Annotated in this window: 20 protein-coding genes; 13 read left to right on the top strand and 7 right to left on the bottom strand. The window is 74.3% G+C overall.

The annotated features are described in order from the left end of the window. Window positions 1-58: 58 nt before the first annotated feature. Window positions 59-1,165, bottom strand: a complete 1,107-nt coding sequence (locus tag ACWDRR_RS03115; protein ID WP_449770426.1) for a polyprenyl synthetase family protein — start codon at window positions 1,163-1,165, stop codon at window positions 59-61. A gap of 177 nt (window positions 1,166-1,342) precedes the next feature. On the opposite strand from ACWDRR_RS03115, the gene metF reads away from it, so the two are divergent. Beyond that, a complete protein-coding gene (gene metF / locus ACWDRR_RS03110) occupies window positions 1,343-2,257 on the top strand; it encodes a methylenetetrahydrofolate reductase [NAD(P)H] (protein ID WP_449770425.1) in 915 nt (304 codons plus the stop codon). A gap of 132 nt (window positions 2,258-2,389) precedes the next feature. Further along, window positions 2,390-3,307, top strand: coding sequence for a hypothetical protein (locus tag ACWDRR_RS03105; RefSeq protein ID WP_449770424.1), 918 nt, complete (start codon window positions 2,390-2,392; stop codon window positions 3,305-3,307). 36 nt (window positions 3,308-3,343) lie between these two features. On the opposite strand, the gene ACWDRR_RS03100 is transcribed toward ACWDRR_RS03105, so the two are convergent. Both ACWDRR_RS03100 and ACWDRR_RS03095 read right to left on the bottom strand, forming a co-directional pair. Then, window positions 3,344-4,846, bottom strand: coding sequence for a phytoene desaturase family protein (locus ACWDRR_RS03100; RefSeq protein ID WP_449770423.1), 1,503 nt, complete (start codon window positions 4,844-4,846; stop codon window positions 3,344-3,346). Between the two features lie 10 nt (window positions 4,847-4,856). Beyond that, window positions 4,857-5,486, bottom strand: a complete 630-nt coding sequence (locus ACWDRR_RS03095) for a DUF4126 domain-containing protein (protein WP_449770422.1) — start codon at window positions 5,484-5,486, stop codon at window positions 4,857-4,859. A 556-nt stretch (window positions 5,487-6,042) separates the two neighbouring features. Here ACWDRR_RS03095 and ACWDRR_RS03090 point away from each other — a divergent pair. The 3 genes from ACWDRR_RS03090 (at window position 6,043) to ACWDRR_RS03080 (ending at window position 8,205) form a co-directional block, all read left to right on the top strand. Next, window positions 6,043-6,618 (top strand): SAV_6107 family HEPN domain-containing protein, encoded by a 576-nt coding sequence (locus ACWDRR_RS03090; RefSeq protein ID WP_449770421.1) that lies wholly within the window; start codon window positions 6,043-6,045, stop codon window positions 6,616-6,618. Window positions 6,619-6,697: 79 nt separating this feature from the next. Next, complete coding sequence (locus tag ACWDRR_RS03085) at window positions 6,698-7,450, top strand: methyltransferase domain-containing protein (RefSeq protein ID WP_449770420.1); 753 nt, start codon at window positions 6,698-6,700, stop codon at window positions 7,448-7,450. A 365-nt stretch (window positions 7,451-7,815) separates the two neighbouring features. After that, window positions 7,816-8,205 (top strand): DUF3040 domain-containing protein, encoded by a 390-nt coding sequence (locus ACWDRR_RS03080; RefSeq protein WP_329487266.1) that lies wholly within the window; start codon window positions 7,816-7,818, stop codon window positions 8,203-8,205. Window positions 8,206-8,312: 107 nt separating this feature from the next. Here the strand turns inward: ACWDRR_RS03080 and ACWDRR_RS03075 are convergent, their stop codons facing one another. The 4 genes from ACWDRR_RS03075 to ACWDRR_RS03060 form a co-directional block, all read right to left on the bottom strand. Next, entirely contained in the window at window positions 8,313-10,751 is a 2,439-nt protein-coding gene (locus ACWDRR_RS03075) for a transglutaminase family protein (RefSeq protein WP_449770419.1), read from the bottom strand. Further along, complete coding sequence (locus ACWDRR_RS03070; protein ID WP_449770418.1) at window positions 10,748-12,070, bottom strand: DUF58 domain-containing protein; 1,323 nt, start codon at window positions 12,068-12,070, stop codon at window positions 10,748-10,750. Before ACWDRR_RS03070 ends, ACWDRR_RS03075 begins: the two co-directional genes overlap by 4 nt. A 1-nt stretch (window position 12,071) precedes the next feature. Next, a complete protein-coding gene (locus ACWDRR_RS03065; protein WP_449770417.1) occupies window positions 12,072-13,124 on the bottom strand; it encodes an AAA family ATPase in 1,053 nt (350 codons plus the stop codon). A 329-nt stretch (window positions 13,125-13,453) separates the two neighbouring features. After that, on the bottom strand, window positions 13,454-13,996 hold the full coding sequence (locus ACWDRR_RS03060; protein ID WP_449770416.1) for a beta-class carbonic anhydrase: 543 nt from the start codon (window positions 13,994-13,996) through the stop codon (window positions 13,454-13,456). A gap of 583 nt (window positions 13,997-14,579) precedes the next feature. Between ACWDRR_RS03060 and rsmH the strand changes: the two genes are divergently transcribed. The 8 genes from rsmH (at window position 14,580) to ftsW (ending at window position 25,851) form a co-directional block, all read left to right on the top strand. Further along, the gene (gene rsmH / locus ACWDRR_RS03055; protein ID WP_449770415.1) at window positions 14,580-15,554 is read left to right on the top strand and encodes a 16S rRNA (cytosine(1402)-N(4))-methyltransferase RsmH; all 975 of its coding nucleotides are present in this window, start codon (window positions 14,580-14,582) and stop codon (window positions 15,552-15,554) included. A 39-nt stretch (window positions 15,555-15,593) separates the two neighbouring features. After that, window positions 15,594-16,187, top strand: coding sequence for a cell division protein FtsL (locus ACWDRR_RS03050; protein WP_449770414.1), 594 nt, complete (start codon window positions 15,594-15,596; stop codon window positions 16,185-16,187). A 279-nt stretch (window positions 16,188-16,466) separates the two neighbouring features. Continuing rightward, window positions 16,467-18,761 (top strand): penicillin-binding transpeptidase domain-containing protein, encoded by a 2,295-nt coding sequence (locus ACWDRR_RS03045; RefSeq protein ID WP_449770413.1) that lies wholly within the window; start codon window positions 16,467-16,469, stop codon window positions 18,759-18,761. Between the two features lie 6 nt (window positions 18,762-18,767). After that, complete coding sequence (locus tag ACWDRR_RS03040; RefSeq protein ID WP_449770412.1) at window positions 18,768-20,420, top strand: UDP-N-acetylmuramoyl-L-alanyl-D-glutamate--2,6-diaminopimelate ligase; 1,653 nt, start codon at window positions 18,768-18,770, stop codon at window positions 20,418-20,420. Then, the gene (locus ACWDRR_RS03035) at window positions 20,417-21,820 is read left to right on the top strand and encodes a UDP-N-acetylmuramoyl-tripeptide--D-alanyl-D-alanine ligase (protein ID WP_449770411.1); all 1,404 of its coding nucleotides are present in this window, start codon (window positions 20,417-20,419) and stop codon (window positions 21,818-21,820) included. Before ACWDRR_RS03040 ends, ACWDRR_RS03035 begins: the two co-directional genes overlap by 4 nt. Beyond that, complete coding sequence (mraY, locus tag ACWDRR_RS03030; protein ID WP_449770410.1) at window positions 21,820-22,881, top strand: phospho-N-acetylmuramoyl-pentapeptide-transferase; 1,062 nt, start codon at window positions 21,820-21,822, stop codon at window positions 22,879-22,881. The genes ACWDRR_RS03035 and mraY overlap by 1 nt, the downstream gene beginning before the upstream one ends. Beyond that, window positions 22,878-24,311, top strand: coding sequence for a UDP-N-acetylmuramoyl-L-alanine--D-glutamate ligase (murD, locus tag ACWDRR_RS03025; RefSeq protein ID WP_449770409.1), 1,434 nt, complete (start codon window positions 22,878-22,880; stop codon window positions 24,309-24,311). The genes mraY and murD overlap by 4 nt, the downstream gene beginning before the upstream one ends. A 166-nt stretch (window positions 24,312-24,477) precedes the next feature. Beyond that, the gene (ftsW, locus tag ACWDRR_RS03020; protein ID WP_449770408.1) at window positions 24,478-25,851 is read left to right on the top strand and encodes a putative lipid II flippase FtsW; all 1,374 of its coding nucleotides are present in this window, start codon (window positions 24,478-24,480) and stop codon (window positions 25,849-25,851) included. Window positions 25,852-25,854: the final 3 nt, after the last annotated feature.

Here is a 25,854-nt window from a genome sequence, read left to right as displayed (position 1 = left end):
GGTTCTCCGGCACCCGCGGCCCGGGACCTCCGGCACCCACCCCCGGGTGCCGGAGGCCTCAGTACTTGCGGACGGTGGCGGCCTCGGCCAGCGCCAGCAGCACCTCGCGGGCCCGCCCGTCGGCCAGCGGCGCCGCCTCCAGCGCGGCCAGCGACTGCCGCATCAGCTCCTCGATCCGCTGCTCCACCCGCTCGGGCGCGCCGCTGCGCCCGACCAGCTCGCGCAGCCGGGCCACCTCCTCGGGCGCCAGGTCCGGCGCGCCGAGCCGCTCGTCCAGGTACCGGGCGTCGGCGGCGGGCAGCCCCCGCATCGCGTGCGCGACCAGCAGCGTCCGCTTGCCCTCGCGGAGGTCGTCCCCGGCGGGCTTGCCGGTGACCGCCGGGTCCCCGAAGACGCCGAGCAGGTCGTCCCTCAGCTGGAACGCCTCGCCCAGCGGCAGGCCGAACGCCCCGTACGCCTCGACCAGCTCCGGCCCGGCGCCCGCCAGCAGCGCGCCGACCTGCAGCGGCCGCTCGATCGTGTACTTGGCCGACTTGTAGTGCAGCACGGTCTGCGCCCGGTCCAGCGCGCCCTCGTCCGTGGAGTCCCCGGCGACCGGCTCCAGGACGTCCAGGTACTGGCCGACCATGACCTCGGTGCGCATCAGGTCGAACGCCGGCTTGGCGGCGAGCACGGCGGCCGGGTCCAGTCCCGAGCGCAGGAACAGCTCGTCGCACCAGATCAGCAGCAGGTCGCCGAGCAGCACCGCCGCCGAGGCGCCGAACTGCTCGCGGTCGCCGCGCCAGCCGCTCGCGCGGTGCAGCGCCTCGAAGCGGCGGTGGACGGAGGGCAGGCCGCGGCGGGTGTCGCTGCGGTCCATCAGGTCGTCGTGGACCAGCGCGCTGGCCTGCAGCAGCTCCAGGGCGGCCGCGGCGTGCGCGATGGCCTCGCCGGCGGCCGGGCCGCCGGCGCCGCGCCAGCCCCAGTAGCAGAACGCCGGGCGCAGCCGCTTGCCGCCGTCCAGCAGGAAGTCGCGCAGTGCCTCGACGGCGGGCGTCAGCTGCGGGGAGATCTTCCCCAGCAGGGCCGACTGGCCGTCCATGAACCCGGCGAGGGCGGCGTTGACGCGCTCGCGCACGTCCTCCACGTCAATCGGGTTGGCCGGCCGGTTGCTGGACGAGGTCACGATGAGGCTCCGGAGGTTTCGCTGGGGGTGCGGCAAGCGTAGCCGGACGGACGCGAACAGCTGTACGGACGAGCCCGATGCGGCCGTCCGGGTGGTAAGCGGAATATCGTCCATTGATTGTCTCAATAGCTGGAACCGGGTTGTCCGTGCCCTTCGGCCGACGGTTAACCTGCCACCATGGCACTCGGCATCGCTACCACCAGAACAGACCGCGCTTCGACGGTCCGCGAGCTTCTGGCGGCCGGCAAGCGGTCCTTCTCCTTCGAGTTCATGCCCCCGCGCACCGAGGTCGGTGAGCACCGCCTCTGGGACGCCATCCGCCGCCTCGAACCGCTCGACCCCAACTTCGTCTGCATGACGTACGGCGCCGGCGGTTCCTCGCGGGAGCGCACGGTCAACATGGTCGGCCGGATCGCCACCGAGACCACCCTGACCCCGGTGGCCCACCTGACCGCGGTGGACCACTCGGTCGCCGAGCTGCGCAACATCATCGGCCAGTACGCCGACCAGGGCGTGCGCAACGTCCTCGCCGTGCGCGGCGACCCGCCCGGCGACCCGACGGGCGAGTGGGTCAGCCACCCGGAGGGCGTCACCTACGCCTACGAGCTGGTGGAGCTGATCAAGGGGATCGGCGACTTCTGCGTGGGCGTCGCCGCCTCGCCGAACATGCACCCGCGCTCGACCGACTGGGACGAGGACATCCGGCACTTCGTGGCGAAGATCCGCTCCGGGGCCGACTACGCGATCACCCAGATGTTCTTCGAGGTCGACGACTACCTGCGGCTGCGCGACCGCGTCGCGGCCGCGGGCTGCGAGGCGCCGATCATCCCGGAGATCATGCCGGTCACCAACGCCAAGCAGCTGGAGCGCTTCCCGCAGCTGAGCGGGTCGGCCTTCCCGCCGGACCTGGAGGAGCGGCTGCGGGCCGCGATCGACGACCCGGCGGCGCTGCGCGCGATCGGCATGGAGCACGCCACCGCGATGTCCGAGCGGCTGCTGGCGGAGGGCGCCCCCGGGCTGCACTTCATCACGCTCAACCACTCGACCGCGACGCTGGAGATCTACCAGAACCTCGGCCTGCACCAGCGCTGATCGGGCCCGCTCTCCCGGCCGGCCGGGCCTTCGGGCGGCCGGGAACGCAATGCGGTACCCGGGCCGTTCAACCGGTACAGTCGCCGCACACGCGCGGCGCGCGCGGGCACGCGACTCGGAGGTAGCGGGCGGATGGGCATCGGATACCTGCTGCTGTACGGGGCGTTGGCGGTGGTGGCGCTCTGGCTGCTGGCCGAGCTGCTGCTGCAGAACCGCGCCCCGGTGCACTGGCGCGCGCTCGCCCTGGCCGGCTTCCTCGGGGTGCCCGCCGGGATGGCGATCGGCTCGGTCGTGGTGATCGGCGCCGGCGCCGCCCTGTTCGCGCTCGGCCAGACCCTCGTCACCCTCTCCGTGAAGCGCGGCTACGCGGCCGGCTGGTCGCTGCGCCGGGCCGACGGCGGCCTGCCCGGCCCGCTGGCCAAGGTGCCCCTGCTGGGCGCGCTGACCGGTGGCGCGGCGGCGGCCACCGCGGTGGCGGCCGACCGGATCGGCACGGTCAGCGCGATCGAGGAGAGCCCGGCACCGGTCGCGGTGGCCGAGGACGTCCCGGCCGTCGAGCAGACCGCCGCCTTCGAGATGCAGGAGCTCGCCGCGGACGGCGTCTACGCCCCCGGCTACTACGAGCAGCAGCAGCCCGCTCCGCAAGCCCAGCCCGACCCGTACGCCGAGGCCTACCAGGCCGGCTACGACACCCCGCAGCAGCAGCCCGCCTGGGACGCGAACGCCCAGCAGCAGTGGCAGACCCAGCAGCAGCCGGCCTTCGCCTACGACCAGGGCTACGGCACCTACCAGCAGCAGCCGGACCCGTACGCGGGCTACCAGCAGCAACCGCAGGTGGACGCGTACGGCGCCTACCAGCAGCACGGCCAGCAGCAGCCCGAGCAGCAGCAGTACGGCTACGACCAGCAGGCGCAGCACGCCCAGCAGCAGTGGCAGCAGCAGTTCGACCAGCAGCAGCCGCACCAGCCCCAGCCGGGCATCCCGCAGCAGCCCGGCTACGACTACGGCTACCAGCACCAGCAGCAGACCAGCTGGCAGCAGCAGAGCTGAGCCCGCCCTCCGGCCGGGCCGCTCAGGCCGGGCCGGTCAGGCCGGGCCGATGAGGTTGGCCGCGATGCAGGCCGACATCCCGACCCGGGCCAGTCCGCCGCCGGGGTGGGCCGCGCCGCCGACCAGGTAGAAGCCGGGCGCCTCCTCGGTCGGGGCCTGGAGGTAGGCACCGCGGGCGCCGGCCAGCGCGGGCAGCGGCACGGAGCCGAAGAAGGAGCCGGTCTCCCGCTCGGTGTCCGCCGGGGTGCGCACCACCCGCCAGAGCACCCGCTCGCCGAGGCCCAGCCCGGCGGCGTCCACCTGCGCGAGCATCCGGTCGGCGAAGCGGTCGGCGACGCCCGGCGCCGTCCAGTCGAGCCCCATCGCCGGGGTGGTCGCGGTGAGCACCACGGCCTCGTGGCCGGCGGGGTGCAGCGACGCGTCGTCCGGGCGCAGCACCTGGACGGTCGGCCGGTCCGCGAGCGGGGTGCCGGCGTCGAAGACCCCGTCCAGTTCGGCGGTGCGGTCCGCGGCGTGCACCACCGTCCGGTGCGCGGTGCCGGCGGGGCGCTCCCCGCGCAGCGCGAGGAGCACCACGACCCGGCCGGGCGCGGCGTACAGCCGTTCCATCGACGAGGGCCAGTCGTCCTGGGAGCCGGCCGTGCCGAGGTACTCCGAGAACACCACCCGGGCGTCCATCGCGGAGACCACCACGTCGGCGTCGAGCCGGCCGGCCGTGGTGTCGACGCCGCACGCCCGGCCGTCCTTCTCCAGCACCTCCTCGACCCGGGTGTCGAAGCGGAACTCCACCCCGCGCTGCTCGCACCGCCGGTACACCGCGTCGGCCAGCGCGCGGATGCCGCCCCGGACGTACCAGACCCCGAAGGACTGCTCCATGTAGGGCAGCACGGTGGCCCCGGCCGGCGCGGTGCGCGGGTCGAAGCCGAAGCGCAGGGCGTGCTCGTGCAGCAGCGCGGTCAGCCCGTCGTGGCCGCCGAGCTCCTTGGCGGCGACGTCGGCGAGCGTCCACGGCTTGGCGCCGAACAGGCGGGCGAGCAGACCGGGCGGGGGTGGCGCCGTGGGGTACGGGTCGGTGCGCAGCGGCGCGGGGTCGGCCGGGAGGGGTTCCTCCAGCAGCGGGCGGCGGGTGGCCTCCCAGACCGTGCGGCCGTGGTTCATCACCTCGGCCCAGCGGGCGCCCGAGCCGGCGCCGAACGCCGCGTCCAGGGCCTGGATCACGCCGCCTCGGGAGGCGTTGGGCAGCAGCAGGTCGGTGCCGTCGGGGAACAGGTGCCGGCTCTCCGGGTCCACCGGGGCCAGCTCGACCAGCTGCTCCAGCGGCTCCCGGCCGGTCTTCAGCGCGAGGTCGCGGTAGACGGCCGGGAGGGTGAGCAGCCCGGGCCCGGTGTCGAAGGCGAAGCCGTCGCGCTCGTACCGGCCGACCATGCCCCCGTACGTCCCGCTCGCCTCGCAGACCGTCACCCGGTGGCCGAGGGTCGCCAGCCGGGAAGCCGTCGCGAGCCCGCTCATTCCTGCGCCGATGATGACGATCCGTGCCATGGACCGCATCCTACGGCCGGGGTACGGGCACCTTCTCCGCCGGTCGGACGCCCGCCGCGCGGGCGGCCCGGCGCTCGCGGCGGCGGTCCCGGAAGCGGCGGATCCGGCTGATCGCGAACCAAACCAGCAGCAGGCCGACGGCCAGCAGGACGGCGGCGATCGAGGCGGCCAGCCACGGGTGGAAGATCGCCAGGGTGACCAGGGCGGCGACCGAGACGTCCTCGGCCAGGCTCACCGCGATGTTGCTGGCCGGCTCGGGGGAGGTGTTGACGGCCATCCGCAGCGAGGCCTTGACCAGATGGCTGACCAGCGCGGTGGTGCCGCCCATCGCCCCCGCCGCGACCTCGCCCAGCGAGCCCGGGTCGGCGCTCGCCAGCAGCGCGCCGACGGTGGCGCCCGCGATCGGGCGGATCACCGTGTGGACGGCGTCCCACAGGCTGTCCACGTACGGGATCTTGTCGGCCACCGCCTCCAGCAGGAACAGCACCGCGGCGGCGACCAGCACGTCGGTGCGCTCCAGCGCGGGCGGCACCGAGTCGGCGCCGGCGAACCGGCCCAGCAGTCCGAGCAGCAGCACCACCGCGTACGCGTTGATCCCGCTGGCCAGTCCGCTGGTGAAGATCAGCGGAACGATGGTCATCCGTTCCTCCTCGTGGCGCCCGCCGGGATCCGCCCGGCTCGCCGTACCGTACCGGGACGCCCGGCGGGCGGCCGTCGGTTCCCGCCCCGGCGGAACTGAGTACGGATACTCAGGAACCCGGTTGAGTAGTTGAGCGGATGGCCTCCGACCTGCGGAGACGGGACAGTGGTGACACCGGGACAGCGGCGCGTCGGGCGCCGCGGCCCCGGGACGGCGGACAGGTGCCGTCCAGCGGGCACGGGGGCCGCGGACGCCACCGCTCGGTCCGCACCGGAGCCGGTCGTAGGCCGCGCACCGCCGACACGGGGCGGCGGAGCGGGGTCAGGGGGGACCGGCGACCCGGAGGGGGCTCCGAAGCGACGACCGTGGGGGACGGCGCTCCGGCGAGGGTGCGGGGCGGTGGGGCGCGGGACCGGCGGGGCCGGCCGGCGGGCCGCCGCCCGCACGCGTGCGCGCGGCCGGAGCCGGTGCGCGCGGCCGCGTTGTCAGTGGCCCCGGTCACGATGGAGGAGCACGGACCACCCGGTCCGCGCGCTGCCTCGGACCGGGGGAGACCATGACCATCAGCCGTCCTGAGCCCGTCACCACCCGCCTCCACTCCGCCGCCCACCGGCCGGACGCGCACCGCCCCGCCGCCGGGGACGTCCACCCGGTGGTCCGCCGGGTCGCCGCGCCGCCCGCCGCACTCGACCTGCTCGCCGACGCGCACCGCACCCTCGCCGGGGCCCGCGCCCGGGAGGACCCGCTGGAGCGGTACGCCGCCGCCCACCTCGCCGCGCTGCGCACCGTCGCGGCGGTGCTGGCCGCGCGTGGCCGCCCGGAGAAGAGCCCCCGGCGCCGCCAGGCCATCCGCAGCGCTTGGGAGGTGCTGCCCGAGATCGCCCCCGAGCTCGCCGAGTGGGCGGTGTACTTCGCGGCCGGCGCCCGCCGCCGGGCCGCCGCCGAGGCCGGGATCAGGGGCGCCGCCTCCGCCCGCGACGCCGACGACCTGATCCGCAACTCCGCGCTCTTCCTGCGGCTGGTCGAACGGCTGCTCGGCCTGCACCCGACGCCGCCCGCCCCGCGGCTGCCGCTGGACGACGACGGGGGCGACGGCGGGGGCGACGGCCACGACCCGGTGTTCCGGCGGTGACCGGCGGAGGGGCCCGGCCCCCGTCCCGGTCTAAGGTGGAGGCATCCTGATCGATCTGCACGTGCCAAGGAGCCCGACCTTGTACCCGACGCGTCCCCGCAGCGCCCTGCGTACCGCCGTGGTGTGGGAGGTGGTGCGGGCAGCCCTGGAGAAGCGGGCGGCCGAGCTGGACCAGCCCGTGCTCGACGTGGTCGACACCGGCGGCGGCACCGGCAACTTCGCGGTGCCGGTCGCCCGGCTCGGCCACCGGGTGACCGTGGTCGACCCGAGCCCCGACGCGCTGTTCGCGCTGGAGCGCCGGGCCGCCGAGGCCGGCGTCACCGACCTGGTCCGCGCCGTCCAGGGCGACACCCAGACGCTGCCCGAGCTGGTCGCCCCCGGCACCGTCGACGCGGTGCTCTGCCACGGGGTGCTGGAGGTCGTGGACGACCCGGCCGAGTCGCTCGGCAGCCTGGCCGGCACCCTGCGCCGCGGCGGCTTCGTCAGCCTGCTGGCCGCCAACCGCAACGGCGCGGTGCTGGCCCGCGCGCTCGGGGGCCACTTCACCGACGCCCGCACCGTCCTGGAGGCCGCCGACGGCCGCTGGGGCGCGAGCGACCCGATGCCGCGCCGCTTCACCGGCGAGGAGCTCGACCGGCTGGCCGTCGGCGCCGGCCTGCGGGTGGACTCGGTGCACGGCGTCCGGGTCTTCGCCGACCTGGTGCCCGGCGTCCTGGTGGACACCGAGCCGGGCGCGCTGGAGGCGCTGCTCAAGCTGGAGGAGGCCGCCGCCGAGCAGCCGGCCTTCCACGCCGTGGCGACCCAGCTCCACCTGCTGGCCACCCTGGCCTGACCCCGCCTTCTCCCGCGGTTCTCCGCCCGGTCTCCTCGCGGCCGGCGCCGAAGCTCCCCAGGTCCCGACCGATTCCACCCGGTCGGGCACTTGTCCGCTCCCGGCCGCGTTGAGCACTGTGCAGCCCGGACCGCCCGGTGCGGCCCGGCCCTCGCGTGGTCGACCACCCCGCAACGGGCCGGTGGACCGTATGATCTGGGTAAAGCCGGAAAGCATGACAGCCGGATGCATGGGGCATATGGACGACACGGGCCTGGGCCCCCGTACAGGCGTCCGACCGCGTGTTCTGAAGGCTGATTGGACTTTGCCTCCCCGACCGGGGCGGCGGACCGGTCGCACCGGCGACCGACGAGTAGGAGGACTCCGTGCCGCTCTCGGAGCACGAGCAGCGACTGCTCGACCAGATGGAGCGAGCGCTGTATGCCGAAGATCCCAAATTCGCGACGGCGCTCGAGGGAACCGGGCTGCGCACCTACACCCGTCGGCGGGTCTACCTGGCCGTCGGTGGCTTCGTGGTGGGCATCGGACTGCTGATGGGCGGCATGGTCGTCCCGGACCAGATCTGGGTGAGCGTGGTCGGGTTCCTGGTGATGCTGGGGTGCGCCGTCTTCGCCGTGACCGGCTGGCGCCGCGGGCCCGCGGGCCAGGCCTCCGGCCCCCGGCCGGCTGCGGCACCGCGCCGCAAGGCGGGGGTGATGGACCGGGTGGAGCAGCGTTGGCAGCGCCGCCGGGACGAGCAGACCGGCGGCTTCTGAGCCACCGGCCGCACACCGGAGAACGCCACGAGGGCGGGCAGTCGATCCGACTGCCCGCCCTCGTGTTTCGTGTGCGCCCCGTGTCGGCGTTCCGTGTGCGCCCCGTGTCAGGGCGTCTCGCGGTCCGCACCCTTGCGACGGCGCAGCCGGTCCAGGCCCCGACGCAGTGGCGCGGTCGCCCGGGCGACCCGGCCGCGGGCCGCGAGCCGGGCGGCCAGCACCGCGTCCGAGAGCTGCCACCAGAGCTTGGCCGAGGACGGCGGCAGCAGCACCGCCTTCGTCCGGCCGACCCGGCCGGCGCCGGCCCGCAGGCCGTCCCGGGCGGTCCGGACGTCCGCCGCCACGGGCGTGGACACCTCGGCGGAGCGGGCGTAGAGCACCCGCTCGGTGGCCAGGGCCACCCGCCCGGCGGCGGCCGCCGAGGCCTCGTCGAGCTCGGCCGCCTCGGCGATCCGGCGGGCGGCGGCGCGCGGGGTGCGCGACTCGTCCGGCGGGATGCCGAGGTCCCAGGCGGAGTCGATCAGCTCGTCCCAGGCGGCCAGCACCTGTGCGTCGGTCGGCTCGGCCGGGCCGTCCCCGCCGGGCCGGCGCCGCCCGCCCGCACCGAGCCGGCGGCGGCGCAGCAGCTCCCGCCAGACCATCGGGGTGAGCAGCAGGGCGAGCACCACCAGCACCGCGGCCAGGGTGGTGAGCACCTGCCAGGACAGCAGCCAGGAGTCCTGCCGGGCGCCGGCGGCCGACTTGCCCTTGTCCCCGCACTCGCCCATGCGGCGCAGCTTGGGGTCGCAGTCGCTGCTGCTGGAGGGCGCCGCGACCGGGGCGGTGCTCTGCGCGGCGGCGGTCGGCTGCTGGGTCGGCGCGGTGGCGGGCGCGGCGACCGGCTCGGTGTAGCGGGGCTGGACGCCACGGGTCGGCGTGGGCTCGAAGCGCAGCCAGCCGAAGCCCTGGAAGTACAGCTCGGGCCAGGCGTGGTACATCAGCCCGTTCACCGAGTAGCGGTCGCCGCCCTTGGCGTCGCCCGGGGTGAAGCCGACCGCGACCCGGGACGGGATGCCCAGGGTGCGGGCCATCGCCGCCATGGTGGAGGCGAAGTGCACGCAGAAGCCCTTGCGGTCGCGCAGGAAGTCCGCGATCGCGGTGCTGCCGGTACCGGCCTTGATCTTGGTGTTGTAGGTGAACTCGGAGCTGGTGAACCAGTCCTGCAGCGCGAGCGCCCGGTCGTACGCGGTGGACGCGTTCCGGGTGACGTCCTGGGCCTTCTCCCGGACCACCGGCGGCAGGTCCTTGGGCAGCTCGGTGTAGTGCTCGGCGAGCTTGGGCGGTACCGGTCCCGCGCCGCGCAGCTCGGCCGCGGTGGGCCGGACGTCGTAGGCGGTGGCCTTGTAGCGCAGGCCCTTGATGGCCTTGTCCCTGGTCGAGAGCACGGTGCCGGTGAGGGTGTCCACCTTCCAGTCGCCGGGGTTGGGGACGCTGACGCCGCTGGCCGGGTAGGGCATGGGCAGCCAGCTCGACTCCAGCCTGTCGGTGGCCTGGAAGTCGCCCTGCTGTGCCGGGATGTCGGTCTTCGCCAGACCCTCGGGGGCGGGGAGGCCGTCCTTGAGTTCGGTCACCGCGGGGTTGCTGAGCTTCCACGCGGTGCCGTCGAACTGGTCCAGCGAGCCGGTGCGCAGGTAGGCGGTGTCCGCGAGGCTGCTGTCCATCCGGTAGGTGAGCAGCTCGACGTCGCTGGGGGTGGCCAGCGCCGCCTCCAGGGTGACCAGCGGGTCGAGGGTGGTGACGCCGCCGGCCCCGACCCCGGCGCCCGAGCCGCCGGACGGGCCGGTGTGGACCAGGCCGCCCTCCCAGCGCGGCAGGAAGGCGGGCACCAGCAGGGCCAGCGCGAGCGCCAGGACGCCGATCCGCTGGCCGCCCTGGCTGAGTGCGCCGGAGCCCTCGCCCTGGCGCGCGGTGCCGCGGAAGACCCGGCCCCAGCGGGACACCCGGTCCTGGCCCTCGGCGAACAGCAGCACCAGGTAGCCGGCGGCGGCGAGGCCGAACCAGACCCAGCTGCCGCCGTCCCCGGCCAGCCCGTTGCCGACCGAGTAGAGCGCCAGCAGCGGCAGCCCGGCCAGCGCGGAGCGCCGGTAGGTGACCGCGACGGTGTCCACCGCGATGGCGATCAGACCGACGGAGCCGACCAGGATCAGCCGCAGGCCCGGCTCGGGCGGCGCGGGGATGGCGTACTCCCGGATGTCGTCGAGACCACGGCCGAGGACCTGGGCGAGGGTGTGCACCGACCGGGTGCCGGGCACCACGCCGCCCCAGAGGGCGGTGGAGCTGGCGAAGCCGACCAGCAGCAGGACGAACAGGACGATCAGCTGCCCGAGCGGCACCGTCCAGCGGTAGAACGGCGTCCGGCGCAGGCCCGCGCCGGCCGCCGCGACCACGGCGATCACCAGGTAGGCGTGGGTGATCCAGCCCTTGGTGGTCAGCAGCGGGATCAGGCAGAGCGCGGCCAGGGCGGTGGCCAGCGCCGAGTACACGGTCAGTTTGGCCCGGGTGGTCACGCGCCGGCCTCATCTCGGTAGGGGGAGGGCGACTCGGTCCGGTCGGCGGCCTGCCAGAGCTCCGGTGCGGAGTCCCCGGCGCGGACCGGCAGGACGGTCCAGCCGGCCTCGCGCAGCTGCCGGACCCGGTCGCGGAACTCCTCCCCGCCGGTGTCGGGCGCGAGCATCCGCAGGCCGGCCCAGGTGCCGGTGTCGAGCAGGAAGACGACGGCGCCGCCGGTGCGGCGCCGCAGCCGGGCCAGCCGGGCGGTCTGCGCCTCGTCCAGCTCGCCGAGGACGGCGACCAGCAGGCCCTCGCCGGAGCCGCGCAGGGGCTCCTCGGCGCGGGAGAGCCCGCCGCCGTCGGAGAGGTCGACCACCGCGAGCGCGTCCAGGATCAGGCCGGAGGCGTCGGCGGCGGTGTTCCCGCCGCCGGCGTCCGGTCCGGGCACGCAGTGGCCGGTGTCGGTGAGCAGCCGGGTCTGGTAGCCGCGCTCCAGCAGGTGCGCGGCGACCGAGGCGGCGCAGCTGACCGCCCACTCGAAGGAGGACGCCGGGCCGCTGCCGCGGTGGCCGGTCTCCCGGGTGTCCAGCAGGACGGTGGCCCGGGCCTTCTTCGGCTGCTCCTCGCGGCGGACCATCAGCTCGCCGTACCGGGCGGTGGACTTCCAGTGCACCCGGCGCAGGTCGTCACCGTGCCGGTACTCGCGCAGGATGACGTCGTCGTCACCGGCCAGCGCCAGGGTGCGGGTGTGGCTCTCGCCCTGGCCGAGCCACTCGCCGCTGAGCCGCACCTGCGGCAGCTGCTGCACCTGCGGCACGACGGTGAGCACGTCGGAGGCGGTGAAGGAACGGTTCACCTCGCACATGCCGAACGGGTCGGAGAGCCGCAGCTGGAGCGGGCCGAGCGGGTAGCGCCCGCGCAGGTCGGAGCGGACCCGGTAGGAGACCTCGCGGTGCCCGTGCGGTTCGACCCGGTCCAGCACGAACCGCGGGCGCGGCCCGAGCACGTACGGGACCTTGTCCTCCAGCAGCAGCAGGCCGGTGGGCACCCGGGAGACGTTGTCCACCCGCAGGTGGACCCGGGCCTCGTGGCCGGCGACGGCGCGGCGCGGGCTGAGCCGGCGTCCGCTGGCCACCCGGTAGCGGGTGTTGGCCAGCAGCAGCGCGGCGGCCAGCGGCAGCGCCGCCAGCAGCACGCCGACGCGCAGCAGCGCGTCCTGGTCGAGCAGGTAGGCACAGGCCACCGAGGTGACCCCGGCGGCGAGGAAGGAGCGGCCCCGGGTGGTGAGGCCGTTCAGGCCGGCGCGCAGGCCCGACGGTGCGTCGGACGGTCCCACCTCAGCCCCTCCGCAGCGCCGGGCCGGCCTGGCCCTGCGGGCGCGGCAGCGGCAGCCGGGCGACCAGGTCGGCCACGATCTGCTCGGAGGTGCGCCGGCTCAGCTGGGTCTCGGCGGTCGGCATCAGGCGGTGGGCGAGCACCGGGACGGCCAGGCGCTGGATGTCGTCCGGGGTGACGTAGTCGCGGCCGTCCAGCGCGGCGGCGGCGCGCGCGGCCCGGACCAGGTGCAGGGTGGCGCGCGGCGAGGCGCCCAGGCGCAGCTCGTGGCTGGTGCGGGTGGCGCCGACCAGGTCGACGGCGTAGCGGCGGACCGGGTCGGCGATGTGCACGGTGCGCACCAGGTCGATCAGCTTGAGGATGTCGGCGGCGTGCGCGACCGGCTGGAGGTCCTCCAGCGGGCTGGCGCCGCCGTGCACGTCGAGCATCGCGAACTCGGCCTCGGGGCTCGGGTAGCCGATCGAGATCCGGGCCATGAAGCGGTCCCGCTGGGCCTCCGGGAGGGGGTAGGTGCCCTCCATCTCGACCGGGTTCTGGGTGGCGACCACCATGAACGGCGAGGGCAGCTCGTAGCTGGTGCCGTCGATGGTGACCTGGCGCTCCTCCATCGACTCCAGCAGCGCGGACTGGGTCTTCGGCGAGGCCCGGTTGATCTCGTCGCCGACCACGATCTGGGCGAAGATCGCGCCCGGGCGGAACTCGAAGTCGCGCTGGTGCTGGTCGAAGATGTTGGTGCCGGTGACGTCGGAGGGCAGCAGGTCCGGGGTGAACTGGATGCGCCGCACCGTGCAGTCGACGGACCTGGCCAGCGCCTTGGCCAGCATGGTCTTGCCGACGCCGGGCACGTCCTCCAGCAGCAGGTGGCCCTCGGCGAGCAGGACCGTCAGCGCGATCCGGACGGCCTCCGGCTTGCCCTCGATCACGCTCTCGATGTTGGCCCGGACCCGCTCCACGACGGCGGCGAGCTCCGGCAGGCCGACCGGGTGGTAACCCTTCGCCCCCTGGTCGCTCCCCGCGCGACCTTCGAGACCGGCCTGATCGTTGTAGCTCGTCACCCGTACGCTCCCTGGCACACTGCGCCCGCCTCACCCCGAGGCGGGCCCCCACCCCATGCTGGACGCGGCTCCTCCGGGAGCGGTTCCGTAGCGGGAGCCGGTGCCGTGGTGGGGCCTGCGGCTGGCCGCCCCAGGTGGTTCGGGGTCCGACCGGCAGGCGCATTCTCCCCCGGGCGGTGGCCAGAAGTCACCACCCGGCCGAAAGGCGCCCGGGAAAGCCGTGGGGTGGCGGGGCACCCGGTCGGGAGCGGGGGGAGTGCCGCGGCGGGAACGCCGGCGGGGCCCGGACGACGTTGGCCGGGCCGGCGGCGGACGGTGGGCGGGGTGGGTCAGGCGATCTCGCGGAGCAGCCCGGTGTGGACGTCGAAGACGAAGCCCCGGACGTCGTCGGTGTGCGGCAGGAAGGGCGAGGTGCGGACCCGCTGCATGGACTGCCGGACGTCGCTGTCGAGGTCGACGAAGGCCTCGACCGCCCACTGCGGACGCTGGCCGACCTCCTGCTCCAGCTCGCGCCGGAAGTCCTCGGTGAGGCCGAGCAGACCGCAGCCGGTGTGGTGGATCAGGGCGACGGAGCGGGTGCCGAGGGCGCGCTGGCTGATGGTGAGCGAGCGGATGGTGTCGTCGGTGACCACACCTCCGGCGTTGCGGATGACGTGGGCGTCGCCCAGTTCGAGGCCGAGCGCGGCGAACAGGTCGAGTCGGGCGTCCATGCAGGCCACCACGGCGATGTGCTGGACGGGCCGGGCGTCCATGCCGCCGTCGCGGAAGGTCACCGCGTACTCGCGGTTGGCCGCCACGAAGCGGTCGATGATGTTCGGTTCGGTGGTGTCGGCAGCGGCTGTCGGCGTGGGCCGGTCGGGGGTCACTGTCATGGTGAAGACGTTAGTGCGATTCGGGCGTCCGTGGTGGGGTCGAGGGCTACAGAGCGGGCTGCTGTGACCGAGTGCATATCGACAACCGGGCGGGGTCGCCGACCGGCCGCCGGGGTGTTCCGGGCGGGTTTGTCCCGCCTCGTCGGGCTCGGGGCGCGCGGCGGTGCCGCGCGATCCCCGGGCGGAGCCCCCGGCGGCCCGTCGGACGCCCACGACCTGCGGTGATCCGTACCGCCGCCCGGGTGGTGCGCCGGAGCGGACCATTGACTGACGGGGTGTCCGCGATAGAGTTGCGGCGCAGTGGAGCACACCCGCCGAGGCCCGTCAACCGGGCGTTTTCCGGCCGGTGCGACGGCCGACGCGGCCGGTGGCCTCCACCCGCTCCGTGCCACCTGGCGCACCTTCCCCGGCGCCGGGCGGTCACGATCTTCCCCCTGAGCGGGCGGGGACCACGGGCCGCGTTCCGGCCGCCGGCGGCTGCCACCCGCCGCCCCAGGCGCCGACTCCGGCACACAGTGGGCCAAAATGGTCGGAGCTCCCGGACGTCGGGGCTGCTTCGCACCGAAGAAGGGCGCCACCGCGCATGAGCACCAACGATCCGGCCCCCAAGCACGTCCCCGTGATGCTGCAGCGGTGCATGGACGCGCTGGCCCCGGCGATCTCGCAGCCCGGCGCGGTGGTGGTGGACGCCACGCTCGGCCTCGGCGGGCACAGCGAGGCCCTGCTGACCCAGTTCCCGGACGTCCGGCTGGTCGCGGTGGACCGCGACCCGGCCGCCCTCAAGCTCTCCGCCGAACGGCTGGCCCCGTTCGGCGACCGGGCGACCCTGGTGCACGCCGTCTACGACGAGATCCCCGAGGTGCTGGAGCGCCTGGACATCCCCCGGGTGCAGGGCGTCCTGTTCGACCTCGGCGTCTCCTCGATGCAGCTGGACGAGGCCGAGCGCGGCTTCGCCTACTCCCAGGACGCCCCGCTGGACATGCGGATGGACCAGACCCGGGGCCTGAGCGCGGCCGAGGTGCTGAACACCTACACCCACGGGCAGCTGGCCCGGATCCTCAAGGTGTACGGCGAGGAGCGGTTCGCCGGGAAGATCGCCTCGGTGATCCTGCGCGAGCGGGAGAAGGAACCGTTCACCAACAGCGCGCGTCTGGTCGATCTGGTGCGCAACGCCATTCCGGCCGCCACCCGCCGCACCGGCGGGAACCCGGCCAAGCGCACCTTCCAGGCGCTGCGGATCGAGGTCAACGGCGAGCTGGAGGTGCTGGACCGGGCGATCCCGGGTGCGCTCGACGCGCTGGCGCTGGGCGGGCGGATCGTCGTGATGTCCTACCAGTCGCTGGAGGACCGCCTGGTCAAGCAGTACTTCGCGGCGGGCGCGACCACCACCGCCCCGCCGGGGCTGCCGTTCGTCCCGGAGGAGCACCAGCCCTGGCTGAAGCTGATCACTCGCGGTGCCGAGCTGGCCACCGAGGAGGAGATCGAGGAGAACCGGCGCGCCGCGCCCGTGCGACTGCGGGTGGCGGAGAGGATCAGGGACCGAAGCACCCGGGGCTGACCAGGTTCGCGGGGCGGTCCGAAGGGCGGAGGAGACAGCGTGGGGCCGGTGGCCGGAGGCGGGGCGGGGAGCGCGGTGCTCCCCGGGCAGGGCGGCAGGGCGCGGATCACGGTCCGGCCGGGGCGGCGCCCGGTACGGGGGAGGACGCCGTTCGCCGTCCTGGTCGTGGTCCTGCTCGCGGCCGGGCTGCTCGGTCTGCTGGCCCTGAACACCGCGCTCAACGAGGGCTCTTTCGAGCTGTCCAGACTGCAGCGGCAGACCACCGTGCTCACCGACGAGCAGCAGGGCCTGCAGCACCAGATCGACCAGAACTCCGCGCCGGACGCGCTCGCCCGCCGGGCCGCCGAGCTGGGCATGGTGCCCGCCGGGGGGTTGGCCTTCCTGGACGTCCCGAACGGTGGCAAGGTGCTCGGTACGCCCGGACCGGCCCAGGACAGCCCCCCGGTGAAACGGTCCACCACCGAGCCGTGGCCCGGGAAGCAGCCGTCGCCGAGCGCCCAGCCGGGTGCCCCGGCCGCGCCGGCGCCCGGCGGTGACACCACGGTCCAGATCAATCCGGCCGTTCCCGCCCCCGCCGGTTCGCCGGCCGCGCCCCAGCCGGCGCCGACCACGACCGGAGGTGCGGGCCGATGAGCGAGCGAGTCAATCGGAGGGTGTGCGTTGCGCGGAGTGCTCGCCGAGTGCAGCGAGGTGGGCGCATGAGCGGGCGGGTCGCCGGAGGGTGTGTGTTGCGCGGAGTGCTCGCCGAGTGCAGCGAGGTGGGCGCATGAGCGAGCGGAGCGAGCGAGTCAATCGGAGGGTGTGCGTTGCGCGAAGCGCTCGCCGAGTGCAGCGAGGTGGGCGCATGAGCGGGCGGGTCGTCGGAGGGTGTGCGTTGGGCGGAGTGCTCGCCGAGTGCAGCGAGGTGGGCGCATGAGCACGCCCCGACAGCCCACCGGCGGGACCGGCGGCGCCGGTGGCCGCCGGCCCGTCGCCAAGGGCGCCGCACCGCGGCTGACCCCGCGCGGCCAGGCCGGCAAGGCCCAGCCCCCGAAGGCGCAGCCGGCCAAGCCCCAGCCCGCCCGCTCCAAGCAGCCCCCGAAGGCCCAACCTCCGAAGGCCCAACCTCCGAAGGCTCAGCCCCCGAAGTCCCAGACCCCCAAGGCGCAGTCGGCCAAGGCCCAGCCCCCGAAGGCCCAGTCGGCCAGGGCCCGGGATCCGCAGGCCGCCGGCCGGTCGGCCCGGACCCCGCAGCAGCGCCGCCCGGAGGGCCGCTCGCCCCTGCGGGGCCAGGCACCCGGCCGGCCGCGCCCGAAACCCCGCCCGGCGCAGCGCCCGCAGCCGAAGGCGATCCGGCTGGCCGACCCGCGCCGCCGGCTGCGGGTGGTCACCGTGGCGCTCTCCCTGGTGTTCTCGGTCTTCGCCGGCCGCCTCGTCCAGCTCCAGCTGCTGGACTCCGACGCGCTGGCCGCCGACGCCAACACCAACCGCTACCTGGACATCCCGATCACCGCCGAGCGCGGCTCGATAACGTCCGCCGACGGCGTGGCACTGGCCACCACCGTCGACGCGTACGACATCACCGCCGACCCGGCCATGTTCACCCCGGAGGCGGCCGGCATCCCGGACGCCCCCGAACAGGCGGCCGCGCTGCTGGCCCCGATCCTCGGCCTGCCCAAGGAGAAGATCGCCGCCGACCTGCACACCCCCAAGACCCGCTACAAGCGGCTCGCCGCCCAGCAGACCCCGGACGTCAAGAACCAGATCAGCGACCTCAAGTCGGGCCTGGAGAAGCAGGCCGGCTCGCGCGCCTGCGCGGCCCAGAAGCGTCTGCTCAGCAAGGCCGTGGACGAGGGCGGCCGGACCAGGCTGGACAACGAGTGCGTCAACCCGCTGGCCGGGGTGTTCAACCGGGAGACCCAGAAGCGGGTCTACCCCTCGGACGGCCTGGCCGCCAACCTGGTCGGCTTCGTCAACGCCGAGGGCGAGGGCGCCGGCGGCCTGGAGTCGCAGTACCAGAAGGTGCTGGCGGGCAAGGACGGCCACAGCAGCTACGCCCAGGCGGGCGGCCGGCTGGTGCCCACCGCCGGGGGCTCGCTGGACCCGGCCGTGCCCGGCACCGACCTGCGGCTGACCGTCAACCGGGACATCCAGTGGGCCGCCCAGCGCGCCATCACCGACCAGGTCGCCAACGCCGGGGCGGAGAAGGGCTACGTCATCGTCCAGGACGTGAAGAACGGCCAGGTCCTGGCGATGGCCACCTCGCCCGGTTTCAACCCCAACGACCTGAGCACGGCGAAGTCCTCCCAGCTCGGCAACCCGGCCCTGCAGGACGCCTACGAGCCGGGCTCCACCGCCAAGCTGATGACCATGGCCGCCGTGCTGGACACCGGCAAGGCCACCTGGGACACCAAGGTCACCGTGCCGTACCCGCTGGTCCGCGGCGATGTCGCGTTCAAGGACGACGTCTGGCACGACACCTGGTACCTGACGCTGGCCGGCGTGCTCGCCAAGTCCTCCAACATCGGCACCATCGAGGCCGCCCAGACCCTCGGCGCCACCCAGCCCGAGGCCAACAAGGTGCTCCACGACTACCTGCGCAAGTTCGGCATCGGCGAGCAGACCGGTCTCGGCTTCCCCGGCGAGACCCCGGGAATCCTGGACAAGGCGGAGGACTGGAAGGCCTCGAAGCAGTACACCATCCCGTTCGGCCAGGGCCTGTCGGTGAACGCCCTGCAGGCCACCTCGGTGTTCTCCACCATCGCCAACGGCGGGGTCCGGGTGGCCCCGAGCGTCGTCCAGGGCACCACCGCGCCGGACGGGCGCTTCACCCCGGCCGCGCCCGGCGCGCAGTCCCGGGTGGTCAGCGAGCAGACCGCGAAGACGCTCACCGAGATGCTGGAGTCGGTCGTCACCGACGAGCAGGGCACCGGCGGCAAGGCCGCCATCCCCGGCTACCGGGTGGCGGGCAAGACCGGCACGGCCAACCGGGTGGACCCGAAGACCGGTGGCTACCGCGGGTACACGGCCTCGTTCATCGGCTTCGCCCCCGCCGACGCCCCCCGGGTCACCGTCTCGTGCGTGATCCAGGACCCGGTCAACGGCCACTTCGGCGGCCAGCTCTGCGGTCCGGTGTTCAAGCAGGTGATGGAGTTCACCCTGAAGACCCTGCAGGTGCCGCCGAGCGGCAGCGAGGCACCCAACCTGCCCGTCGAGTGGAAGCCGTGATCGACCATGAGCAACGAGCGGACCGGGCGGGACGACGGCACGGCGAAGGCCCGGTTTGGCCCTGGACACCCTCCGGCGGATAGCCTTCCCGCCGTGCCGAAACCCGATCAAATCACCGTGAGCCCGCCGCGCCCCGCCCGGGCGCAGGCCCTGCCGCTCGCCGAGCTGGCCCGTCTGCTCGGCCTCGCGCCGGTCGAGGGGGGCCCGGTCACCGGTGTCACCCACGACTCCCGCGCGGTGCGCCCGGGCGATGTCTACGTGGCCTTCCCGGGCGCCAACCACCACGGCGCGGCCTTCGCGGCCCAGGCCGCCGCCGCGGGCGCGGTGGCGCTGCTCACCGACCCGGCCGGCGCCGAGCTGGCGGCCGGCACCGGCCTGCCGCCGCTGGTGGTCGACCGCCCGCGGGCCCGGATGGGCGAACTGGCCGCCGCGGTCTACGGCCGGCCCTCCGAGCGGCTGCTGATGATCGGGCTGACCGGTACCAACGGCAAGACCACGACCTCCTACCTGGTCGAGGGCGGCCTGCGCGGCGCCGGGCGCAGCCCCGGGGTGATCGGCACCGTCGAGATGCGCGTCGGTGACGAGCGGATCAAGAGCGAGCGCACCACCCCCGAGGCCACCGACCTGCACGCGATCCTCGCCGTGATGGGCGAGCGCGGCGCGGACGCGGTGACCATGGAGGTCTCCAGCCACGCGCTGGTCTTCGGCCGCACCGACGGCGTGGCCTACGACGTCGCGCTGTTCAACAACCTCACGCCCGAGCACCTCGACTTCCACCCGGACATGGAGGACTACTTCCAGGCGAAGGCCCGGCTCTTCCAGCCCGGCAAGTCCCGGCTCGGCGTCGCCAACCTGGACGACCCGTACGGTCGCCGGCTGGTGGCCGAGGCGAAGATCCCGGTCACCTCGTTCTCGGCGACCGGCGCGGCGCAGGCCGACTGGCGGGCGGTGGACGTCCAGCTCGGCCCGGTCGGGTCGACCTTCCGGGTGCTCGGCCCCGACGGCGCCGAGGCCGACGCGTCCGTCCCGCTGCCGGGACCGTTCAACGTCGCCAACGCGCTGGCCGCGATCACCGTGCTGGTGACCGCCGGGCTGCCGCTGGAGCAGGTCGTCGCCGGCATCGCCGCGGTGCCCGGGGTACCGGGCCGGCTGGAGCGGGTGGACGCCGGACAGCCGTTCGTCGCGGTGGTCGACTACGCCCACAAGCCGGACGCCCTGCGCGCCGTCCTGGCCTCGCTGCGCGAGGTCACCAAGGGCCGGCTGCACGTGGTGGTGGGCTGCGGCGGCGACCGCGACCCGCACAAGCGCGCCCCGATGGGCGCCATCGCCGCCGAGCTCGCCGACACCGCCCTGCTGACCAGCGACAACCCGCGCAGCGAGGACCCGTTGGCGATCCTCGCCACCATGCTCACGGGCGCCGCCTCGGTGCCCGAGGCCGAGCGCGGCGCCGTCCTGGTCGTGCCCGACCGGGCCGAGGCGGTCCACCTCGCGGTGGCCCGTGCCCAGGCCGGCGACACCGTGCTGGTGGCCGGCAAGGGCCACGAGCTCGGCCAGTACGTACGAGACGAGATCCGCCCCTTCGACGACCGGGAGGTACTGCGGGACTCGATCACGCGGACCACGGCCGCCCGGGGCACCGGAGGAGTAGAGCAGCCGTGATCGCACTGACCCTCGCCGAGGTGGCCGCAGCCGTCGGAGGCACCCTGGACGGCGCCGACCCCGACACCCCGGTGACCGGCCCGGTCGAGGTCGACTCCCGCAAGGTGCGCCCCGGCTGCCTGTTCGCGGCCTTCGCCGGCGACCGCGTGGACGGCCACGACTACGCCGAGCAGGCGGTCGCCGCCGGCGCCGTCGCCGTGCTGGCCTCCCGCCCGGTCGGGGTGCCCGCCGTCCTGGTCGACAGCGTGGTGGACGCGCTCGGCAAGCTGGCCCGGACCGTGGTGGCCCGCGCCGAGGCCACCACCGTGGTCGCGCTGACCGGCTCGGCCGGCAAGACCAGCACCAAGGACCTGATCGCCCAGCTGCTCCAGCGGCTCGGCGAGACCGTCTACCCGCCCGGCTCGCTCAACAACGAGATCGGGCACCCGATGACCGCGCTGCGGGTCGAGGCCGGCACCCGGCACCTGGTGATGGAGATGGGCGCCCGGCACAAGGGCGACATCCAGTACCTCACCTCGATCACCCCGCCGCGGATCGGCCTGGTGCTGAACGTCGGCACCGCGCACGTCGGCGAGTTCGGCTCCCAGGAGGCGATCGCCGAGGCGAAGGGCGAGCTGGTCGAGGCCCTGCCGGCGGACGGCGCGGCGATCCTGAACGCAGACGACCCGCTGGTACGCGCGATGGCCTCCCGCACCAAGGCCCGGGTGGTGTACTTCGGGGAGTCCCGGGAGGCCCACATCCGGGCACAGGACGTTCGCCTGGACTCCACCGGACGGCCATCGTTCACGCTGACCACCCCGGCCGGTTCCGCACCCGTGCAGCTGCGCCTGTACGGTGAGCACCACGTCTCGAACGCCCTCGCCGCCGCCGCGGTGGCGGTGGAGCTCGGGATGACCGTCGACGACACCGCCGAAGCGCTGAGCGAGGCGGGTGCGCTGTCCCGCTGGCGCATGGAGGTCGTCGACCGGGCCGATGGTGTCACCGTCGTGAACGACGCCTACAACGCGAACCCCGACTCGATGCGGGCCGCGCTGCGGGCGCTGGTCTCGATCGGGGGACGCGGCCCGGAGCGCCGCCGCACCTGGGCGGTGCTCGGCGAGATGCGGGAGCTCGGCGAGGAGAGCCTGGCCGAGCACGACGCCATCGGGCGGCTCGCGGTACGGCTGGACGTCACCAAGCTGGTGGCGGTCGGCGGACGCGAGGCGGCCTGTATGGAACTGGGCGCTAGGAACGAAGGTTCGTGGGGTGAGGAGTCGGTGCTGGTGTCCGACGCGGACGCGGCGGTCGAACTGCTGCGCAGTCAGCTTCGGCCGGGGGATGTGGTCCTGGTGAAGGCGTCCCGTTCGGTGGGGCTGGAGAAGGTGGCCGAGACACTGCTCGCGGACGGTGCGGCCGAGTAATGAAGCAGATCCTCTTCTCCGGCATGATCGGCCTGGTCCTCTCGCTGCTCGGGACCCCGGCCCTGATCAAGCTGCTCGCCAAGCACGGCTACGGCCAGTACATCCGCGACGACGGCCCCAAGGCGCACCACAGCAAGAAGGGCACGCCCACCATGGGCGGCATCGCCTTCATCCTGGCGACGCTGATCGCCTACTTCGCGACCAAGGCGATAACGGGCGAGTCCCCGACCGCCTCCGGTCTGCTGGTGCTGTTCCTGACGGTGGGTCTGGGCCTGGTCGGCTTCCTGGACGACTACATCAAGGTCGTCAAGCGCCGCTCGCTCGGTCTGCGGGCCAAGGCGAAGCTCTTCGGCCAGTCGTTCGTGGGCCTCGCCTTCGCGATCCTGGCCCTGCAGTTCAGCGACGACCGCGGGCTCTCCCCGGCCTCCCAGCACCTCTCCTTCGTCCGGGACTTCGGCTGGTCGATCGGACCGGTGCTGTTCGTCATCTTCGCGTACTTCATGATCGCGGCGATGTCGAACGGCGTGAACCTGACGGACGGTCTGGACGGCCTGGCCACCGGCGCCTCGGTGATGGTCTTCGGCGCCTACACCTTCATCGGCGTCTGGGAGTACGGCCAGAGCTGCGCCTACGCGATCTCGGCCACCTCCAGCTGCTACGACGTCCGCGACCCGCTGGACCTCGCGGTGGTCGCCGCCGCCCTGATGGGCTCCTGCTTCGGCTTCCTCTGGTGGAACACCTCGCCCGCCAAGATCTTCATGGGCGACACCGGCTCGCTGGCGCTCGGCGGCGCCCTGGCCGGTCTGGCGATCTGCTCGCGCACCGAGCTGCTGCTCGCGCTGCTCGGCGGCCTCTACGTGATCATCACCCTCTCGGTGATCATCCAGGTCGGCTCCTTCCGGATGACCGGCAAGCGCGTCTTCAAGATGGCCCCGCTCCAGCACCACTTCGAACTCAAGGGCTGGACCGAAGTCCTGATCGTGGTCCGGTTCTGGATCATCCAGGGCCTCTGCGTGGCCGTCGGCCTCGGCCTCTTCTACGCGGGATGGGTGACGGGATGACCGGACCCGAGTGGACCGGACTGCCGGTCGCCGTCGCCGGCCTCGGCGTCTCCGGGATCAGCGCCGCCCGGGTGCTGCACGGCCTCGGCGCGCAGGTCACCGTCGTGGACGGCGGCTCCGGCCCGGGCCTGGAGGCCCGCGCCGCCGAGCTGCGGGCGCAGGGCGTCACCGTCCGCCTCGGCGACGGCGACAGCCTGCCCGGGGGCACCCGGCTGGTCGTCACCTCGCCGGGCTGGCCGCCCACCAGCCCGCTGTTCGCCGCCGCCGGAGCGGCCGGCGTCGAGGTCTGGGGCGACGTCGAACTGGCCTGGCGCCTGCGCCGCCCGCTGGCGTCCACCGGCGAGCCGGCCCCCTGGCTGGCCGTCACCGGCACCAACGGCAAGACCACCACCGTCCAGATGCTCGCCTCGATCCTGACCGCCGCCGGCCGGCGCACCGCCGCCGTCGGCAACGTCGGGGTCTCGGTGCTGGACGCGGTGCTCGCCGAGGAGCCGTACGACGTGCTCGCCGTCGAACTCTCCAGCTACCAGCTGCACTGGGCGCCCTCGCTGCGCCCGTACGCGGCGGCCGTGCTCAACCTGGCGCCCGACCACCTCGACTGGCACGGCTCGATGGAGGCGTACGCCGCCGACAAGGGCCGGATCTACGAGGGCAACGTCGTCGCCTGCGTGTACAACCTGGCCGACCCGGCCACCGAGGCGCTGGTCCGCGAGGCCGACGTCGAGGAGGGCTGCCGGGCGATCGGATTCGGCCTCGGCGCGCCCGGCCTGTCGAACCTCGGCGTGGTCGACGGCCTGCTGGTGGACCGCGCCTTCGTGCCGGACCGGGCCAAGAGCGCCGCCGAGCTGGGCTCGGTCGCCGACGTCCACCCGCCGGCCCCGCACAACATCGCCAACGCCCTCGCCGCCGCCGCCCTCGCCCGGGCGTACGGGGTGGACGCCGCGGCCGTCCGGGAGGGCCTGCGGGCCTTCCGTCCGGACGCCCACCGGATCGCCGAGGTCGGCGTGGTCGACGGGGTCACGTACATCGACGACTCCAAGGCCACCAACACCCATGCCGCGGCGGCCTCGCTGGCCGCGTACCGGCCGGTCGTCTGGATCGCCGGCGGCCTGGCCAAGGGCGCCGCGTTCGACGACCTGGTGCAGGGCGCGGCCGAGCGGCTGCGCGCGGTGGTGCTGATCGGCGAGGACCGCGCGCTGATCCGGGAGGCGCTGGCGCGACACGCGCCGGATGTCCCGGTGATCGAGGCGGCCGAGGGCCAGACTGGCGCGGTGGCGATGGCCGAGGTGGTGCGGACGGCCGCGTCGCTCGCCCGATCGGGTGACACGGTGCTGCTGGCCCCGGCCTGCGCCTCGATGGACATGTTCACCAACTACGGCGAGCGCGGCGACCTCTTCGCCGCAGCGGTCCGGGACCTCACGGACAGCTGAGGCGTGACAGCGGCCCGCCACCCGAACGGGGTGCCGGGCCGTTCGTCCACCCGCGCGAGGGCGGACGAGCCCGACGGCCGTCCTCCCGTGCACGGGCGAACGAGCCGAAGGGCCGGACAGAAGCGGCCCGGAGGCGGGCCGAGCCACGAGAGAAGGGGAGCACGTGGTGGCGGGGCAGGGCAGGGTGGGCGGTTCCGGTACGCCGGAGAAGGGCCCCGCCGATCCGTGGCGGGTGATCTCGGCCACCACGACCGCCTACAAGTCGGCCGGCCCGGTGGCCCGTCTGCAGGCCTTCCGGGCCCGTCTGCGGTACACCCTGGACCGGCCGCTCACGCCCTACCTGCTGATCATCGGCGCGACGCTGCTGCTGGTGGTGCTCGGCCTGATGATGGTCTTCTCGGCCTCGCAGATCCTCGCGCTGGGCCAGCACCGCTCGACCCAGTTCTACTTCTTCAAGCAGCTGGTCGCGGTGCTGCTCGGCTTCTCGCTGCTGGTCGGCTTCGCCCTGGTGCCGGTCGCGGTGCTCCGCGTGATCGTCTACCCCGTGATGTTCGGCGTGATCGGCGCCCTCGCGCTGGTCGCGATCCCCGGCGTCGGGGTGGAGGTCAACGGCAACCGCAACTGGCTGGACCTGGGGTTCTTCCAGTTCCAGCCGTCCGAGTTCGCCAAGCTCGCACTGGTGCTCTGGGGCGCCGACCTGCTCGCCCGCAAGCAGCGGAACGGCACCCTCGACCAGTGGAAGCACCTGCTGGTCCCGCTGGTGCCGGGCGCGCTGCTGCTGCTCGCGATGATCATGCTCGGCGGGGACATGGGCACCTCGATGATCCTGGTGGCCATGCTCTTCGGCCTGCTCTGGATGGTCGGCGCCCCGATGCGGCTGTTCGTCGCCACCCTCGGCGTCGCCGTCGTGGTCTGCACCGCCCTGGTGGTCACCGTCCCGCACCGGGCCGAACGGCTCTCCTGCATCGGCGTGACCAAGCTCGATCCGGCCGGTTCCTGCTTCCAGGCCCTGCACGGTGTGTACTCGTTCGGACTCGGCGGCCTGTTCGGTTCCGGCCTCGGCGCCGGCGTCGAGAAGTGGGGCCAGCTCCCGGAGGCGCACACCGACTTCATCTTCGCCACGACGGGCGAGGAACTGGGCCTGGTGGGGACGCTGTCGGTGATCGGTCTCTTCGCGGCACTAGGCTACGCGGGTATCCGTGTGGCCATCGGTACGAAGGATCCCTTCGTCAGGTACGCCGCGGGAGCCGCCACCACCTGGATCATGGCGCAGGCCGTGATCAACCTGGGGTCGGCGCTGGGACTGCTGCCCATCGCGGGCGTCCCGCTCCCGCTGTTCTCCTACGGCGGTTCCGCCATGCTGTCGGCCATGTCCGCGATCGGTGTGCTGCTGTGCCTCGCACGCAGCACCTCGGGCGCGAAGGCGGCCCTGGCCGCCCGGAGCAAGAACTCCCGGATCAGGAGACGACTGGCCCGGGTGCTGCCACGACGACGAACCACAGCGCGCCCGGCCCCGGTGCCGGCACGCAGGGAGCGGTGAATT

It is taken from the genome of Kitasatospora sp. NPDC003701 (assembly GCF_053587085.1).
Note: the sequence above shows the minus strand (reverse complement) of the source record. Positions and strands in the feature narration are given on the sequence as shown.

What these genes read in the sequence shown, in the direction of transcription:
- metF (WP_449770425.1), top strand. Translation starts at nt 1,343, where the DNA reads ATGGCACTCGGCATCGCTACCACCAGAACAGACCGCGCTTCGACGGTC.
- ACWDRR_RS03105 (WP_449770424.1), top strand. Translation starts at nt 2,390, where the DNA reads ATGGGCATCGGATACCTGCTGCTGTACGGGGCGTTGGCGGTGGTGGCG.
- ACWDRR_RS03100 (WP_449770423.1), bottom strand. Translation starts at nt 4,846, where the DNA reads ATGGCACGGATCGTCATCATCGGCGCAGGAATGAGCGGGCTCGCGACG.
- ACWDRR_RS03095 (WP_449770422.1), bottom strand. Translation starts at nt 5,486, where the DNA reads ATGACCATCGTTCCGCTGATCTTCACCAGCGGACTGGCCAGCGGGATC.
- ACWDRR_RS03090 (WP_449770421.1), top strand. Translation starts at nt 6,043, where the DNA reads ATGACCATCAGCCGTCCTGAGCCCGTCACCACCCGCCTCCACTCCGCC.
- ACWDRR_RS03060 (WP_449770416.1), bottom strand. Translation starts at nt 13,996, where the DNA reads ATGACAGTGACCCCCGACCGGCCCACGCCGACAGCCGCTGCCGACACC.
- rsmH (WP_449770415.1), top strand. Translation starts at nt 14,580, where the DNA reads ATGAGCACCAACGATCCGGCCCCCAAGCACGTCCCCGTGATGCTGCAG.
- ACWDRR_RS03045 (WP_449770413.1), top strand. Translation starts at nt 16,467, where the DNA reads ATGAGCACGCCCCGACAGCCCACCGGCGGGACCGGCGGCGCCGGTGGC.
- ACWDRR_RS03040 (WP_449770412.1), top strand. Translation starts at nt 18,768, where the DNA reads ATGAGCAACGAGCGGACCGGGCGGGACGACGGCACGGCGAAGGCCCGG.
- mraY (WP_449770410.1), top strand. Translation starts at nt 21,820, where the DNA reads ATGAAGCAGATCCTCTTCTCCGGCATGATCGGCCTGGTCCTCTCGCTG.
- murD (WP_449770409.1), top strand. Translation starts at nt 22,878, where the DNA reads ATGACCGGACCCGAGTGGACCGGACTGCCGGTCGCCGTCGCCGGCCTC.